The 17207-nt window shown below is 45.5% G+C and carries 16 protein-coding genes; 8 read left to right on the forward strand and 8 right to left on the reverse strand.

Annotated elements, in window-relative coordinates; genetic code table 11:
• Window positions 1-85: 85 nt before the first annotated feature.
• The 6 genes from M0413_RS01970 to prmA all read right to left on the reverse strand — a co-directional run bounded on the left by M0413_RS01970 (window position 86) and on the right by prmA (window position 4735).
• Window positions 86-451: a hypothetical protein gene (locus M0413_RS01970; RefSeq protein ID WP_069453760.1), complete on the reverse strand. Its 366-nt coding sequence runs from the start codon at window positions 449-451 to the stop codon at window positions 86-88.
• A 608-nt stretch (window positions 452-1059) separates the two neighbouring features.
• Entirely contained in the window at window positions 1060-1752 is a 693-nt protein-coding gene (locus M0413_RS01975; RefSeq protein WP_069453759.1) for a hypothetical protein, read from the reverse strand.
• Between the two features lie 54 nt (window positions 1753-1806).
• The gene (locus M0413_RS01980) at window positions 1807-2178 is read right to left on the reverse strand and encodes a hypothetical protein (protein WP_139122604.1); all 372 of its coding nucleotides are present in this window, start codon (window positions 2176-2178) and stop codon (window positions 1807-1809) included.
• A 210-nt stretch (window positions 2179-2388) separates the two neighbouring features.
• Window positions 2389-2694: a DNA-binding transcriptional regulator Fis gene (gene fis / locus M0413_RS01985; protein WP_006083371.1), complete on the reverse strand. Its 306-nt coding sequence runs from the start codon at window positions 2692-2694 to the stop codon at window positions 2389-2391.
• Between the two features lie 16 nt (window positions 2695-2710).
• Complete coding sequence (gene dusB / locus M0413_RS01990) at window positions 2711-3679, reverse strand: tRNA dihydrouridine synthase DusB (protein ID WP_037413666.1); 969 nt, start codon at window positions 3677-3679, stop codon at window positions 2711-2713.
• A gap of 174 nt (window positions 3680-3853) precedes the next feature.
• On the reverse strand, window positions 3854-4735 hold the full coding sequence (prmA, locus tag M0413_RS01995; RefSeq protein ID WP_069453756.1) for a 50S ribosomal protein L11 methyltransferase: 882 nt from the start codon (window positions 4733-4735) through the stop codon (window positions 3854-3856).
• Window positions 4736-5162: 427 nt separating this feature from the next.
• On the opposite strand from prmA, the gene M0413_RS02000 reads away from it, so the two are divergent.
• From M0413_RS02000 to M0413_RS02015, 4 genes are all read left to right on the forward strand, one after another.
• Entirely contained in the window at window positions 5163-5888 is a 726-nt protein-coding gene (locus M0413_RS02000; protein WP_047534338.1) for a fumarate reductase cytochrome b subunit, read from the forward strand.
• A 231-nt stretch (window positions 5889-6119) separates the two neighbouring features.
• Entirely contained in the window at window positions 6120-6791 is a 672-nt protein-coding gene (locus tag M0413_RS02005; protein WP_224021181.1) for a fumarate reductase cytochrome b subunit, read from the forward strand.
• 63 nt (window positions 6792-6854) lie between these two features.
• A complete protein-coding gene (locus tag M0413_RS02010) occupies window positions 6855-8861 on the forward strand; it encodes a fumarate reductase flavoprotein subunit (protein ID WP_249553011.1) in 2007 nt (668 codons plus the stop codon).
• Complete coding sequence (locus tag M0413_RS02015) at window positions 8861-9592, forward strand: fumarate reductase iron-sulfur subunit (protein WP_037413651.1); 732 nt, start codon at window positions 8861-8863, stop codon at window positions 9590-9592. Before M0413_RS02010 ends, M0413_RS02015 begins: the two co-directional genes overlap by 1 nt.
• A gap of 64 nt (window positions 9593-9656) precedes the next feature.
• Here the strand turns inward: M0413_RS02015 and M0413_RS02020 are convergent, their stop codons facing one another.
• Window positions 9657-9941, reverse strand: coding sequence for a putative quinol monooxygenase (locus tag M0413_RS02020; protein WP_047534353.1), 285 nt, complete (start codon window positions 9939-9941; stop codon window positions 9657-9659).
• Window positions 9938-10960 carry a zinc-binding alcohol dehydrogenase family protein gene (locus M0413_RS02025; RefSeq protein ID WP_037426381.1) on the reverse strand — a complete coding sequence of 341 codons (1023 nt, stop codon included), beginning with the start codon at window positions 10958-10960 and terminating at the stop codon, window positions 9938-9940. The genes M0413_RS02020 and M0413_RS02025 overlap by 4 nt, the downstream gene beginning before the upstream one ends.
• Before the next feature lie 119 nt (window positions 10961-11079).
• On the opposite strand from M0413_RS02025, the gene M0413_RS02030 reads away from it, so the two are divergent.
• From M0413_RS02030 to M0413_RS02045, 4 genes are all read left to right on the forward strand, one after another.
• Window positions 11080-12009, forward strand: a complete 930-nt coding sequence (locus M0413_RS02030) for a LysR family transcriptional regulator (RefSeq protein WP_037426378.1) — start codon at window positions 11080-11082, stop codon at window positions 12007-12009.
• A 301-nt stretch (window positions 12010-12310) separates the two neighbouring features.
• The gene (locus M0413_RS02035; protein ID WP_188871154.1) at window positions 12311-12730 is read left to right on the forward strand and encodes a hypothetical protein; all 420 of its coding nucleotides are present in this window, start codon (window positions 12311-12313) and stop codon (window positions 12728-12730) included.
• A 62-nt stretch (window positions 12731-12792) separates the two neighbouring features.
• On the forward strand, window positions 12793-13662 hold the full coding sequence (locus M0413_RS02040; RefSeq protein WP_047534358.1) for a hypothetical protein: 870 nt from the start codon (window positions 12793-12795) through the stop codon (window positions 13660-13662).
• Window positions 13663-13684: 22 nt separating this feature from the next.
• On the forward strand, window positions 13685-17143 hold the full coding sequence (locus M0413_RS02045; protein WP_037413642.1) for a zinc-dependent metalloprotease: 3459 nt from the start codon (window positions 13685-13687) through the stop codon (window positions 17141-17143).
• Window positions 17144-17207: the final 64 nt, after the last annotated feature.

A 17207-nucleotide genomic window follows, 5' to 3' on the forward strand; every position in this document is an offset into this window, starting at 1 on the left:
TGTTGTTTATCTAGTTCAATAGGACTACAACAGTTTGAATATGACTATCAGCAGCTAACTATTTAGGTAAGGCCAATAGTGAAAATTATTCGTTGATACTTACAGCTATTACACTCCAATATCCACCAGTGCGGCCACTCACTGAGCACTGATAGTGGTTTCTAAGCATGGCTCCAAAACTGTTTTGTGCGTCTACAGAACCATTAACCACAAAAGTAATTTCTTTATCCCCGCCAGTTTTTAAAGACATTTTGGTTTTCGTTACTGATGTTGCGGAATAGGCCGAAAATTCAGCGGTAGACGGTGCTTTTAGTCGTTCAGAAACGGCATCTTTACATTGAACATACGCCCCTATTTCATCGGGATCTTTTGGTGTTACAGGGCTACATCCAACAACAAATAACCCCAACGGTAGAATTAAAATACATTTTTTTAGCTGCGATAATTTCATTTCGTACTTAGTTCCCTTTGTATTAAAGTCATTATCTTATATGGTTGAGGTTGTTTTTTCGACAGCGTTGAATGGTTGTTTTCTGAAATCTCTAATAACCTTTTGAGTGTTGGGATTGAGTTTTCTTACCTAATAAAAAGGCTGTTTTCGGTTGGCGAGTTTAGCTGTTAGCTTGGCAATTCGTTTTCCGTAATTGTCCGCCCCCTCGCCAGTGCCTTAATGTGGTCTAGCCGTATGCAATGGTTTTTCGGCACTCAGTAGCCTGATATTGTTAAAGTTATGCTCGAATAGTGAGGGGTTTTCTCACTCATAAAAAAGCGGCAAGATTTTTCCAAGGTCAAACAGGTATTAATTGGAAGTCACGGTGAGGGTAAAACTTATCTTACTCGTTAGAACTTGGCACCAGTTTTGTGACACGTTAGGAGGGACATATTACACACGTTAGAGCGCCATTCATGGAAGGATAAATGGCTTTTAAAAAGTGGGAAGGTATCGGCTTGAGTCACACACATTAGTCTATTTTCTGACACGTTAGATACTCCACTTTTCGGTTACTTCAAAACATACAGGGGCGCGGTTCGTCGAAACAGTGGGTAGTGATATTAAATCTAGCTATTTGGTGTTGTGCGGACTTTGGCTATCTTTTTCTTCGCTAGCTTTTGGTTAAGTTTGTCGATGCGTTTTTCATAATTATCTGTCCATCCTTGCTTTAGAGCTTGCTTAGATATTTTTAATGCACCTTCAAGATCGCCTTCTTTCTCAAGAATAATCGCTAGTTGCTTGTAGCCTGTATGTGAGGGCAGCATTTGAGGTTCGTCATAATAAGGGTGCTTCATACCCGTTAATTGATGAAGCCGTTTTAATTCTTTAGGTTTTTCGGGGTGACGAAATTTGTTGGCTGTTTTATCGGCTATGGCTATTTGCATTAAACACAGCTCTTTTGCCCTTTCGTAGTGGTCGAGTTTTTCCCGCAACGCGTAGTGATGTTTGATAAGTGAGCCTAACACAAGGTGAACATCAATGAGGTTTGTTTTCGGGTTAGAGTATTCTGCAATTGTCACGCTTTCTGTTTTTGTTAATAAAATATCTTTAGCTTGATCCTTAGCAACACAAGCTAGAACGTGTATTAGACCGCAGATACCCATGCCACTATGTCCATTATTAGAAAGTGGTTGATATAAAAACGGGGGATTACTTATTAAGCCCATTGGCTGGTAATCATTGGCAATTTGCTCCCTTTGGCTAGGAGTTAGTGCTTCTAGCCACCAGTCTTTAAGATGATATTTATCTAATATGTCCATTTTCCACGTCTACAAGTTTGGTACCATTAACGGGCTAATGTTAAGGGTTAGCAGCTATTTTATTGTGCTTTGTGTGTTCAAGTTCATGTTCATTGGAGTATGCGTTTCAGCAAAGTTAAGAACAACGCCATTTCTCAGTAAAATATCAAGCGTATGAATAGTAAAATCAGAGGTGGTTTTCATTGTTAAGGCCTGTGTCGAAGCACTGCCCTCTGTGTAGCTATAAATCCATTTTACATCGGTTTCATTTATAACAGTCTTAACTTGTGGTTGGCCTAAAAGAGCCACTAATTCACTATCAGTTGTTTTGTTTTTTTCTATTTTAGCTGCTTGCTCAGAACTGAAATTAGTCCCTACGTTCATGTTTGAAGTATATGTACAAGCGGAAAGCGCCAGTAGAACCGCTATCATCACAATTAATTTCATGATTGTCCTTATCCTTATAAATGTCCCCCATGTACATACACGGTGGCCCTTGATAAATGCACTGTATAAACATTACGAGTAGTAGGCAAGCAAGATAAATTCTAATGCGAGTAGATTGTTAGTTGTGGGTTCAAGTGTGGGTTCATAATGTGAAAAGGGGTTAACCTTTGCAGGTTAACCCCTTTTCTAACAATCACTTAATCTAAAAGATTAGTTCATGCCATATTTCTTTAATTTCTTACGCAGAGTACCGCGGTTGATACCTAGCATGTTTGCTGCGCGGGTTTGGTTGCCGCGAGTGTGTTGCATGATGATGTCAAGCAGAGGTGCTTCAACTTCACTTAGCACCATTTCATACACTTCTTGTGCTTCCTGACCGTCCAACTGTGCGAAGAAGTTAGTTACGGCACGCTTAACAGCGTCACGTAATAACTGGGGCTTGATAGTGCCGTTTGCGGTTTCGATTTTGCCAACGGTAAGCTGGTGAACTTCTGTGTTAGTTGTCTGATCAAACATTCTATTCTGCTCTTTATTAATTCTTTACTAATTCATCAAAATAATATTCCACGAGGGAATACTGTTCTGCAGCGGTTTCCAGCTGATTAAAGTCAGCCCGAAACTGGCGCTGATCCTCCTGGTCTAGGTACCATCCGATATGTTTTCTGGCGAAGCGGATACCCTTATATTCACCATACAAATCATAAAGTTTGGTGAGGTGTTCCAGCATCACTTGACGCTGTTCTACCACCTCAATGGGCGCTAGCTTATTACCCGTCTCCAAGTAGTGCTGGATTTCTCTGAAAATCCAAGGTCGTCCTTGAGCACCCCGTCCTATCATCAGAGCATCGACACCGGTGTAATCCAGCACAAAGCGGGCTTTCTCCGGACTGTCGATATCCCCGTTTGCGACAACAGGAATCGAGACATTCTGTTTAATTGCTTTAATGGTGTCGTACTCGGCGTCGCCTTTGTACATGCATTGTCTCGTGCGGCCATGAACGGCCAGCGAGGCGATGCCACAATCCTCGGCAATCTGGGCGATTTGAACACCGTTCCTGTGTTCAGGCTCCCAGCCTGTGCGAATTTTTAACGTAACGGGCACATCTACTGCAGCTACCACGGCTTGTAAAATGTCTTTTACGAGGGGTGGATTTTGCATTAGGGCTGAGCCAGCCAGCTTTTTATTCACTTTTTTTGCAGGACATCCCATGTTGATATCAATGATATGGGCACCTTGTTCAACGTTGAACTGGGCGGCCTGCGCCATTAACTCTGGATCTGCACCTGCAATTTGCACTGAGCGAATACCTTCCTCACCAGAATGTGTCATACGCTGGCGGCTCTTATCCGTATCCCAAACCTCAGGATTGGATGAAAGCATCTCCGACACCGCTAAGGCTGCACCATAACGAAGACAGAGATTACGGAAAGCTTGATCGGTGACACCTGCCATTGGTGCCACGATCAGCTGATTCTTCAGTTGATAGGGTCCAATCTGCATTTACTGTTTCACCTTAGCTCTTCAAAGGGGCGCTATAGTAGCCCTTTTTATTGGCTGTGAAAAGGTCAATAAATGACCTAGGAGCAATTTTTTTTCTTGACTTTTTAGCCTTGAGAAGTAATCGGCAAAATTAGTCTAAGCCAGTGGTGGCGCATGTTGCGCCACCCTTTAGCGTTATTTGCGCGTACCTGTCAAGCGGCTCCAATCTTCTTTGTGAGCCGCTTCGTCCATGTCGAACCATTGGCTATAAAAGTCAGAGATTTCTTGCGCTTGCTCTTTTAGGAGTCCAGAGAGGGCTAATTTACCGCCTGTTTTGACTCGGTCGGCGATAAGGGGGGCGAGTTCGCGCAGTGGGCCTGCGAGAATATTGGCAACTAATACATCGGCCTTAAGATCGGCGGGTTGATCTTCAGGCAGGTAGAGCTCGAGTTGGTCGGCAACATCGTTACGCTCGGCATTGGCTTTTGAGGCGTCAATGGCTTGATAGTCGATGTCGATACCAGTGACTTTTTTCGCGCCCAGTTTTAGGGCGGCAACGGCAAGAATGCCTGAGCCACAACCAAAGTCGATCACTTCTTCGTTGCTTAGATCTAAGCTGTCTAACCACTCTAAACACAGTGCTGTCGTGGGGTGAGTGCCTGTGCCGAAGGCCAGACCCGGATCTAAGATCACGTTGACTGCGCTTGGATCGGGGACTTCACGCCAGCTTGGGCAAATCCACAGGCGTTTACCGAATTGGATTGGGTGGTAGTTATCCATCCATTCGCGGACCCAGTCTTTGTCTTCAATCTGCTCGATTTTATGGCTGAAGTGTTCACCTAAAAACGGCAGGGTTTTCAGCATCTCAATGCTTGGGGTTAGATCGGTATCGGCTTCGAATAGCGCGACAACCACGGTATCTTGCCACAGCGGGGTTTCACCCAGTTTAGGTTCAAAAATCGGGGTGTCTTTACCATCTTCAAAGGTAATGGAGACTGCGCCTTCTTCCATGAGTAAGTCGCTGATGGTTTCTGCATCATCACTGTTAGTGTTAATGCGGAGTTGGATCCAAGGCATGGGTTAAATCCTGTGGCTAGGGTTAAAAAATATCACGCTATTGTATACCCAAACCGCGCTAAATTGCAGAATTCGGTGGCAATTTCGCATTGTTCAATTAGATAAATGAGTTGCTGTGCAGCAGGGGATTGGCGAGTGATAAATGGATTTTATTCTACGCCGACAAAGAGTTAGTCAGTCATCCTTTTTGTGCGAAAATGCGAACCGGTCGTTTCGATTTTTAGTATAAACATATGAAATATAATGGTTAATTGGTTTTACCTTTGTTTGGTTTTTTACTTGCTTTTTGTGATCGCCTTCTAAGAGTTGACGCTGCTCCCGTGAGTTGCCTCACGCTTTAAATCTGTGACACTCAGCCGGGTATTTTGTTGCTGCTATGGTGTAGTTTGCAAAGAGGTGTCAACAAACCATCAAAGGTAAAAGCAAGATGATAAGCGTAACGCGCGTTCACACTAGGGTGAAAACACAGGGGATAGGTCACCCTTGGTCGGCTAAGGCTGATCGATTACAGAGCGCGACAGGCATTATGTTGGGATGCTTCCTGTTGTTGCATATGCACTTCGAGTCGAGCATTTTGCTGGGCAAAGAGGCATTTTACCAAGTTGTACAACTGCTTGAAGGCGGTATGTTTAGTAGTACAGGCCATGGCTTTCCGATGGTTACTAAAGTCTTCTCGGTTTTTATGCTGTTAGTGGTGATATTGCATGCCGCAGTTGCGCTTAGGCGGTTTCCGGCACAACTGGGTCAGTGGCGGGCATTGCGCTCGCATTTAGGTGGCATTAATCACCGTGATACCCATGCATGGTTTTGGCAGCTCATTACTGGCTTTATTCTGTTTTTCTTGGTGCCTGTACATCTGTTTACCATGATCTTAAATCCTGAGATTGGCCCACATTTATCCGCCGAGCGTGTTTATCACGATAATGCTTGGCTGCTTTATGCCTTATTGCTGCCCGCAGTGGTGATCCACGCCATGATTGGTTTGTACCGTGTGGCAGTTAAGTGGGGCATTACCACTCAACGCTCCGGCTTACGTAAACTCGCTAAGGTATTGATTATCTATTTGTTGTGCCTAGGTAGCGCTAGCTTAGTTACTTATATGTTGATCGGCAGCGAGTTGAGTGTTCCTGTGCAGCCCTATGTGCCCCAGTAATTTGAATGCCAATCCTGCTGCGCGCGTTGCACTGAGATAATTCGCCGCAGGATTTTGTGTCGCTGCCACTCGTTTTTATTGGTTCTATCGCTAATAGTTAAGCATTCGATTAATTATTCGCCTCCTAGTTGATCTAACTCAGGTTTGTTGTTGGATTTGTGAGCGATATTAATTTTTAAAGATCACTTAATGAGCTTGGCTCAATAGAGCCTGTGGCGCGAGGCGAAAGCAATGGCAATCAAACTAAGTATAAAAAAATGGAGTGCGTGGCTGGATTTAAGCCAGAGTGTGTCGGGTGTCATTCTGGCGGTGTTTTTGTGGAGTCACTTAGTGTTGGTGTCGTCCATATTGTTGGGTGGCGATGCCATGAACTGGGTTGCTCGCACTATGGAGCTAAGTTTTCTCTCTAGTGATGGTCATGGTTACCCTTGGGTGGTGACTGGTATTGCCATCGGTATTGCCGCTTTAGCGTTAGTGCATGTGCTAGTGGCATTGCAGAAGCTACCGATGAGTTTGCGTCAGCAAAGGGCGCTGCAACAGCAGATGCAAGTGATTAATCACAGCGATACTCGCCTGTGGCGCTGGCAGGCCATTACGGGTGTGGTGATCCTGTTATTGCTGCCAGTGCATCTGTGGCTTATTGGCTCGGCGCCTGAAACCATAGGTCCGCAGGGCAGCGCCGAGCGGATTTGGAACCAAGGCGTGTGGATGGTGTATCTGCCGCTATTGCTGACGGTGGAGTTACATGCGGCCATCGGGATTTACCGCGTAGCACTGAAGTGGGGCGCGGCGCGTGATCTTAATAGTCGCAGCCGTTTACGTAAGATTAAAACTATTGTGAGTATCGCGTTTGTCACTGTAGGGATTGCCTCTTTATTGGCATTTTTACCCCATGCGAGTTGAGCGAAATATAACAAAAGAGTGTTGTCCTAAAACAATAACAGCAGTACCCGTTAAGGAGCAGGCGTGAAACTGATTTATACCGATTCATTAGTGGTTGGTGCCGGATTGGCAGGGCTAAGGGTTGCCATTGCCTCTAAAGAGCGTGGGCTGGATACCTTAGTGCTATCGCTTATTCCTGCCAAACGTTCTCACTCCGCCGCAGCGCAGGGGGGAATGCAGGCAAGCCTTGGCAACGCAGTTAAAGGCATGGGTGATGATGAAGATGTGCACTTTCAAGACACTGTGAAAGGTTCTGACTGGGGCTGTGATCAAGAGGTCGCGAGAATGTTTGCCCATTGTGCGCCCAAGGCAGTACGTGAGTTAGCCAACTGGGGGGTGCCTTGGTCACGTGTTAGTGCTGGTCCACGGGAAGTCATTGTTAACGCACAAAAAGTTACTCTACAGGAAGCCGAAGAAGCCCATGGGTTAATTAATGCCCGCGACTTTGGTGGCACCAAAAAGTGGCGCACCTGCTACACCGCCGATGGTACGGGTCACTCCTTACTCTATGCCATGGATAACAAAGCCATTTCGATGGATATTCCGGTCCATGAGCGCGTCGAAGCGCTGGCGATTATCCACGATGGAGAGCGTTGTCACGGGGTGATTGCCCGCTGCCTAATCTCGGGTGAATTGCGCGCTTATGTGGCGAAATCAACCACCATCGCTACCGGCGGTTATGGCCGTATTTACGAAGTTTCAACCAATGCGATTATCTGCGAGGGGATAGGTCAGGCGCTGGCACTCGAAACGGGCGTGGCGACCCTTGGTAATATGGAAGCGGTGCAGTTCCACCCAACGGCGATTGTGCCCGTAGGGATTTTAACCACAGAGGGTTGCCGCGGTGACGGTGGCTTGCTGCGGGATAAAGACGGCTACCGTTTTATGCCGGACTATGAGCCAGAGAAAAAAGAACTGGCATCGCGGGATGTAGTGTCTCGCCGCATGACCGAACATATGCGTAAAGGTAAGGGCGTCGATAGCCCCTATGGCCCGCATTTATGGCTCGATATCACCCTGCTTGGGCGCAAACATATCGAAACCAACCTGCGTGAAGTGCAAGAAATTTGTGAGAACTTCCTTGGGATCGACCCTGCAAAGGATTGGATACCCGTGCGTCCGACTCAGCATTACTCCATGGGTGGCATTCGCACCAAAGCAACCGGTGAAAGTCCGCAGCTTAAGGGCTTATTCAGTGTGGGCGAAGCCGCCTGTTGGGATATGCATGGCTTTAACCGCTTGGGCGGTAACTCGCTCGCCGAAACCGTAGTGGGCGGTATGATTATTGGTAAATATGTCGCTGATTTTTGTGAGAATAATAGCCTTGAAATCAATACCCAGCTTGCCGAAAAATTTATGCGGCAAGTACAGACTGAGATCGACACCTTAGTCGATGGCGATGGTCAAGAAAACCCCTTCGAACTTAAGCACGCAATGCAGCGAATTATGATGGATTACGTGGGGATTTTCCGTAACGGCCCAGAGCTTGATAAAGCGGTGAATGAGCTAAAAGCCCTGCTTGAACGTTCACGCAAACTCGGCATTAAGTGTAAAAAACGCCACGCCAACCCTGAGCTGGTGGAGGCATTGAGGGTAAAGCGTATGCTCAAAGTCGCGCTGACCGTGGCCTGTGGTGCGGCAGCTCGCACCGAAAGCCGCGGTGCCCATGCCCGTGAGGATTATCCGCAGCGTAATGACCGCGATTGGCTTAATCGCACCCTCGCCAGTTGGCCTGATGCCAATGCGTTGGAACCCGTGTTGAGCTACGAGCCGCTAGATGTGATGAAGATGGAACTGCCACCGGGATACCGGGGTTATGGTATCGACAATGCGATTGCTCACCCCGATACCGCTAAACGTGAGCAACAAATTGCTGAAATTTTGGCTGTGCTCGGGGAGGATGCCGATCGCTATCAACGCCAAGCGGCGCTGATGCCTTTCGAGCTGCCACCCAGCCTGCAAGCTAAAAATGAACGTTTAAGTGATACCTTACAAAAACCCTCTGCCAATGCGTTAGGAGAAAAATCATAATGACCCAAGGTCGCCAGTTAACCTTTAATATTTTTCGTTATGATCCACAGGAGCCAAACGATAAGCCGAAAATGGTGCGTTACCAGCTCACCGAAACGCCGGGGATGACAGTATTTATTGCCCTCAATAAGCTGAGAGAAGAGCAAGATACGTCGTTGCAGTTTGACTTTGTCTGTCGCGCAGGGATTTGTGGCAGTTGTGCTATGGTGATCAATGGTTTTCCGACATTAGCTTGCCGCACCTTAACCGCCAAATATCCCAAGGGCGAGATCACCCTGATGCCATTACCTGGCTTTGAATTGATCGGTGATTTATCGGTTAACACGGGTAAATTTATGCGTGAACTCGCTGAACGGTTAAAGCTATGGTTACATCCTAAGGCGAATGATATCAGCATCCATCGCCTCGAAGATCCTATGGCTCCTGAAGAAGCTGCTCGCCTGTATGAGTTGGAGCGCTGCGTCGAGTGTGGCGTTTGCGTATCAGCCTGCGCGACCAAGCAAATGCGCGAGACCTTTGTCGGTGCAGTTGGCATGATGAAAATTGCCCGCTTTGAACTCGATAGCCGTGATGCCCGCACTGCGGAGGATTTTTACCATGTGATCGGTAATCAGGATGGTGTGTTTGGGTGCATGACCTTGCTCGGCTGCCAAGACAACTGTCCGAAGGATTTACCCCATATGCAACAGATTGCTTATCTACGCCGAAAAATGGCGATGACGTTGGTTTAGCTTTATTTACGCAGTTGATTTAAAAATAGAAAGCGCCAAATTTGGCGCTTTCTTGTTGGTGATGCTAGCAAGCATAACTCTTATGGATCTCGACTTTCTCTACTAACTGCTCGGAGGTGGCGACAAAGGTATTAAAGTGTGGGCTTGCCATATGCGCATCCAGTGCTGCTTGGGATTGCCACACTTCATACATCCAAAACTGATTAGCATTATCTAAAGAATGATGCAGCGTATACTCAAAACAACCTGCCTCGGTGTGGGTGTCACTTACCAGTTGTTTGAGGACTTTAAAGAGTGAATCACTCTGGCCTGAATGCGCTTGGATTTGCGCAAAAACCGTGATTTTCATTGGCTAAATCCCTCAAGCACAATTTTACCAATCGCTTTGCCCGACTCAATTTGTGCATGGGCCTTTAGCAAGTTTTGCGCATTAATCGTGCCGTAATGCTCACCAAAGGTGCTTTTTACTTTGCCGGTATCGATAAGCTCGGCAATACGATTGAGTAGATGGTGCTGGGCAATCATATCCTCGGTTTGATACAGGCTGCGGGTAAACATCAGCTCCCAATGCAGCGACAGGCTTTTACGCTTAAGCTTCATCACATCTAACGGGGCTACCGGATCATCAATCAGTGCCAGTTTTCCTTGTGGTTTGAGCACTTTTACAATTTCGTCAAAGTGCTTATCGGTTTGGGTCAGGCTAATCACATGGGTGACATCGGCAATATCGAGCTTAGCCAGCTCTTCCGAGAGGGGTTTATTGTGATTAATCACTGCATCGGCACCTAAGGTTTGCACCCAAGTTGCTGATTCTGGCCGTGATGCGGTACCGATAACCTCTGCTCCAGTCAATTTGACCGCCAGTTGAGTGATAATCGAACCCACACCGCCAGCCGCACCGATAATCAGAATACGTGCATCCGTGGCGGAGCCATCCTGTGGTAGACCTAAACGGTCAAACAGCAATTCCCAAGCCGTGATACTGGTTAAGGGTAAGGCTGCCGCCTGTGCGTTGCTTAAGGTTTGCGGTTTATGGCCGACAATGCGCTCATCCACTAACTGATATTCGGCATAGCTGCCACTGCGGCTAATATCGCCGGCATACCAAACTTCATCGCCTACCTTAAATAGGCTGACTTTGTCCCCGATAGCTTTTACAACGCCGACGGCATCCCAACCGAGGATTTTATACTCCCCAGCAGGCGCTGAGCTTGATGCGCGGATCTTGGTATCGACGGGGTTAACCGATATGGCCTTAACCTCGACTAACAAATCAAAACCCGTTGGAGTTGGTTTGGCTAATGTTATGTTTTCTAATGCATTATGCGCATCGACTGCGCCTGCTGTTTGGTAACCTACGGCTCTCATAATCATTCCTCACTGGCGACTCATGTCTGTCACTTGTCATTGAGCACCATTGTGTGAAATATTAACCTTTAGATAAACGGGGTAAAGTTTGTAATTTTTTCAAAGGAAATTTGATAATCATGTTGCTTAATGATCTCGCCTTATTTGTTCGCGTTGCCGATTGCGGCAGTATTTCGGCCGCAGCGGCCGAAATGGACCTCTCTGCTGCTTCAGCGAGCGCAGCGATTAAACGTCTTGAAAAACAGCTTGATACGAGTTTGTTTGTGCGCACGACTCGCAGCCTTAGATTAACCGCTCAAGGGGAGCGTTACCTGATCCATTGCCGCCGTGCCTTAAGTGATCTCGCCCTTGGAGAGCAGGCGATTGCCAGCGATAAAGGTAAGGTCTCTGGCACCTTAAGCCTGTCGGTTTCATCTGACTTTGGGCGAAACTTATTTGTCCCTTGGCTCGATGACTTTCTCTTGGATTTTCCACAGCTGCAAGTGCGTCTGCATTTGGGCGACAATATCAGCAGTTTTTACCACGATAAAATTGATGTGGCGGTGCGTTATGGTAAGCCGCAGGATTCTAATCAAGTTGCCTTTCCGATTTGCAGTGCCGACAGAGTGTTATGTGCATCGCCGGACTATCTTGCTAAATTTGGTCAACCCGAAACCTTAGAGCAGCTAACACAACATAATTGCTTGTTTTATAAGTTAGATGAGAGAACTCACGATCAATGGCAATTTGAGCGTGATGGCCAGGAATGTAAAGTCCGCGTCACGGGGAATCGTAGTGCGAATGATGCTGAAATTGCGCGCCGCTGGGCGGTAGCAGGAAAGGGGTTAGTGTTTAAGTCGAGCTTAGATTTGGCAGAGGATATTATGGCTGGGCGCTTAGTGCCCTTGTTGCCAGAATATCGCGGCGAGTCGGTCAATTTATACTTAGTGTGCCCTGGACGCGAACATGTCACACCCGTGGTGTTACTGCTTCGCGAAATGTTACGTCGCCGTTGTAAAGAATTGCAAACTCAACTGGCTGCTCATCATATTATCCCAAACTACCGTTAAGCTATTTGCATTATGGTGGTATATGTAAATAATCGCATTGCATATTGTTATTTATTGTTTTTAATATGTATTTAAGTTGTTTTTTGTGGCGGTTTTTTCTGTTGTGAATTGTATTGTTTATGTTTAATGTCGCTAATTTTTTCTGATCTAACTCATATTTATTTTAATTACATATGAGTTGTCGCTGGCTTGAGTTGAAAAGCATTTTTTTTCGTGCGTATGATGCGATAAATGTATCGTTTTGTATCTTTAGCTGTGGGTCACAGTGGAGATTATTTATAGTATGACGTATTGACTGAAAATGTTAACTAAATTAGCCACAAAAAATTACTCAAAAATACCGAAACATCTTCATCCCATAGTCGGTGGATTACTGGTGCTCGGAATATTATGGTTGAGCTTATCGCTAAGTGTTTCAGCTAAAAATGAAATTTATTCTTTTGAAAAGAATGATTTTTTAATGGCTTCGACACTTGTGGCGCAGAGTGAGTTTGTGGGCCATAAATCGACAATCGTACTGAATGAATATAGCGTTACACTTTGGAATTGGTTTTGTGAAACTAATTTTGAAAGCATATTTATTGGACTGTCTTTTTTTGTTTTATTTAGTGTTATTTATTTCATTTCAGCTATTTTTCTGCGTAGTTACATTCTTAATTTGGAACATTGTTATTCCATTTTACTTAATTGGATAAAGTCTATTCAAGCAAGTACATCCTAGCGCTATATAGAGCGCATCCTAACTATCAATATTTTCATAAAAATATAAATCAAGGTTTTATTATGCAACCAACGAATAATCAATATTATTCGTCGATTTCTCGTCGACGAAATAAATGGTCTGTGCTTTTCTGCTTGCAGGTGATGCTGGCGAGTTTTTCATTTGTCGGCCAAGTATTGGCTGTCAATGAATTTGAGTTAGCCACGGATGCACAAGCTGCAAAATGGTCTGGCTACGTTAATGTTGGGTTTACCCGAAACATTTATGACTCGGATAGTTATTACGCCTATCAAGCCTATAACATCGATAGCCGGATCGATTACAAGGCAAATTGGGGCAATGTGCTGTTTACCCTTGGGGGCGAAAAGCAAACATTGCATGGCAAAGAGTCCAGTTTTTATGACCCTTTGCTGGAATACCGTACACCACTGTATGCCTTAAGCGATACCGTCTCATTCAAAGGCAGTTTAGGTGTGTATCTGCCCGCAGAGCGCGAATCAAAATTGGATAGGTTGCAATATGCACCGCGTATTGCTGCGTACTTATTTTGGAGCCCGCTAGATAACCTAAGTTTTTATTTTTCACCGCGCTATCGCTACAACGCTTACCAATACAAAACCGCTGGTGAGCGCGTGTTAGTTGAACAGCAACTCGATGGATTACTCGATGCTTATTGGCAAATTACGGCTAATTGGTATTTGGATGTGAGTGGTCGTTATCGAGTATCCAAAAACTATTACGGTCGCCGACTCGACGATCAATTTACCTTCGCCCAAGAACTCGGTTGGTCGTTTAAGCCTGACTGGGTGTTGGCTGTTGGTCATAACAATAGTGGTCGTTTCTATAACCCAGAAGTGGGGACATCTCAGGGATTTGAGATTTATGACAAAAAGAGTTCAACCTTTTATTTGTCAGTTACTAAATATCTATAAAAACAGTAGTTAAGAGGAATCTATGAAGAAGTCCATGGTATGTCTGGCGATAACCAGCGCACTGACCCTTGTGGGGTGTGGTGCCGGTGATGAGCCTTATAAAGAACTCCCCAAAGATGAAAAGCAAGTCACCACAGCCGACATCGATAAAGCCACTGAGCGGCAATATCTCTACATTCGCAGCGTGGGTAAGGCTCCGCGTTATGCCGCCGAGGTGCGAGGTTTTACCCAAGGTGATCCTAAGTTGGTAACCTTGCATAAAACGGAGAATGGTATCCAAGTACGTCAAATTGACCGAGATAATATCGGATTAGGCCATGACAGCCGTTATCCTAATGAGTATAACCAAGCGCCAGTGTTAACCATTCCTGGCGAATATATCGACTTTAAATGTACCGAAGATAAATGGCGTGAGTGTATTAACGTAGAGCAAGTTAACACCGATGCTAATTTAACATGGCAGGATAAGCGCTACTTTGTCCCCGATTTTGCCAAAGCTAAAATTGCCGAGTTGGGCATTAATGACATATTTACCTTTGGTGAATGTGTGACTGAAACAGAGGCCCCGCGTCTAGTGAATACTCAAGGCCAAAAAGGCTATGAGATGGATTTAGCTAAGGGCGTGGTTAACTTTGAAATTGAGCATACCTATCAGGCTTCACCAAGTTGCTTTAACCAATTTTACGGTGGCAACCTCGACAATCTATCCTTTACGACCACTGAGTTTATTTCGATTGTGGCGGTGGATCAGTTAGCCAGTAAAGACTATCAAGCGATTCCCTATGCCGAAAATGAAAAGGGCGCATTTGGTTTCTTTACCTCTTCCCATACTTACCGTGATGCGACTGATTCAGAGGGCGTTGACGGGTATGTGCGTACCTACATGAATCGCTTCAATCCGGCCAAATCGGAACTGACTTATTACCTGAGTAATAATTTCTACGATGCGAAAAATAAACCCTTTTTGGATGCTGCTATCGAGTCCGTGACGGCAATTAACATTCAAAACAAGTTGTATAAAACGGGTTTTCCACAGATAAAACTTGAGCAAGCCCACGATAAACGCCATGGCGACCTGCGCTATAGCAACATCACTTTATTTGATGAACCGCTGGATAATGGTTTGGCGGGTTATGGCCCATCCGCGGCAAACCCGCTTACAGGCGAAATTGTGAGTGCGCGAGTCAATCAATACAGCTCGAATCTAAAACAAGGCGCAGTACGTTACTATCGCCAAGTGCGTTTAGATTATAACAGAGGCAAATTGGACGCGAATTCAGTCACATCGTTAACGGGCGAGCCTTATGTGTCGAATCTGAACAAGCCAGATGTCAGCGTTGATGCTGTGCCAGTTGAGGCGGCGGCATTTGAACAACCGACTCAGCAGCTTATTGCAGCACCCAAATCAATGTTATTAACGCCTAAGGATAATAGTCTCGATGCTTTGGCGGATTTTGATGAAAAAACACAAGCGTTTTGGTCTGAAAATTCAATGATGCATGTGGATACCGTGTTTGCTACAGGTGGTAGTAATCGTGAATTACCTCGCGGTATCAAAGGTCATGAAATTGATTGGAAAAAAGCCGAAATGTGGGTTGATGGCAAAGTGGGCGGTAAATTAGCGGCATTTGAAGATTTGCCGATAAGTTTACAAGACTCATTAACTACAGCCCTTGCTGCACAAGCATTTGCCGGCACCTTGACCCATGAATTAGGGCATACCTTTGGCTTAAGACATAACTTTGCTGGGAGTCGCGACCACGACAATACCTTTAACCAAGCACAACTGACGGAGTTAAAAGCCGCCTTTAGCGATGCAGGTTACCCAGATATTACTGTTAATGCCGAGTTTTCGAGCCAAATGGACTACAACGTGAATCGGTTTGCAACCACGTTTGAACCCTATGACTTAGCGGCGTTACGTTTTGGCTATGCCCGCGAAGTGGAAACAAAGGCTAACGAATTTGTATCGCTCAAAGCGGAAGATGCTAAGCGTCGCGACGAACTTGCCAAAGGCATTGTTAACGGGGATACCCGATTTGGCGCACTTTATAATATTGAGCAAAACAATAGCCTACGTCAGTATTCTTATTGCACAGATGAACATGTGTCCCTTAACAGCAACTGTAATCGTGGTGATGCGGGTAAAAACTTAGATGATATTAACCAGTTCTATATCGATAAGTATTTTGATAGCTACGAGACCATGAACCTACGCCATAATCGTCAATCTTTGTTTGAGGATCATAGTCTAAGTTACACCATTAATCGTAAAGTTCAGTTTGATGAGATACGTCAATTCATTGAAGATGTGAGCTTTTTAGAGCAATTATTTGGTCTATCAGAAAACTTTTTTGCAGGTGAGTGCGACCGACTGGCTGCGGCAGGTAGCGAGGCTTGGTATTGTGCGAATCAGCGGGCAATGAATCAGTCGGCCGACTTCTTCCTTAAGCTAGTGGGAGAAAACGACGCCACATTGGACGTCACATACAAACAAGCTGATGGCAGCGTAGCGTTAAGACAGCAGTACAATTTTGCTAAGGTACTTGAGCAATATCGTTTTAAAAGCGGCGATATGAAGGCGCAATTTGAGCCGGGTGAGGTGATCAGTCAGTTCTCTGATTCCCCAGAAGCCTTGAAAGAGTTGATCATTAAATCGCAAATAAATCCTCAATTTCAGGATTTATTAACGGCTGATGTTAGCTTTTCGGGCCGCTTACTCAATGGTATTAAAACGCCTGCATCCTCACCTAACCATCCGTATGTGAATGAGCGCGACGTGTTAGGTGTATGGCCTGATAAATTGTTAGCCGTGCGAGCCTTAGTATCACGTACAACGCCCCGCAGCACATCGAGTCGTGGTTACAAAGCATTGGTTGATTTACCGAATGTGGGTCCAGTGTTCCAAGATATGTTGTGTAAGATGACCATGGGTGAAGGCCCTGGGCTGACTCGTGGTAATGCACCGCTCTTTACCGAAAGCTGTGGCGTGAGTGGTAAGCTCGATAGCTATCTGCCTTATTACACTGATTTTGCCCAACAAAGTATTGAGCCATTACCTAATTACGATCGTTCAGTTTCACGTTACTTCCAATTTGATACTGTTAACGGCCAACCAAAAGGTAAGAGCAATTTACTGCAGATGATATTACGGCAAGTGGTACTTGCATCGGTTGACAGTGATTATCAAGGCGAGCAAAAAGCCAGAGTATGGCGTGAATACGTCGGTATTCATCTAGCCGGCCCTGCATTAGCCACACAAGCGGAAGTGACAGTAAATGGCCGTGTGTATGCTGCGACCGCAGAAAACACTTTAGCATTGGCGCTGATCAACCGAATTAAAGAAATGGAAACCTTTAAGGCGCAGGTCGGCGAGGCCACGCTTGCCATCAAGTTAAACAACGGTACAGTAGGTGAGATAATTGATGGGCAACTAAGCCGAGATCAGTTAGTTCTCAGTTATTTGCCTGTGCTTGATTAAGTCACTTGAATCGAGTGAGCCGCACCCGCGGCTTTGCAATCCATCACCATGTGTAAAACGTAAA

The organism is Shewanella sp. 8A (assembly GCF_023475945.1).
In the GTDB taxonomy this organism is placed as follows: Bacteria; Pseudomonadota; Gammaproteobacteria; order Enterobacterales; family Shewanellaceae; genus Shewanella; species Shewanella xiamenensis.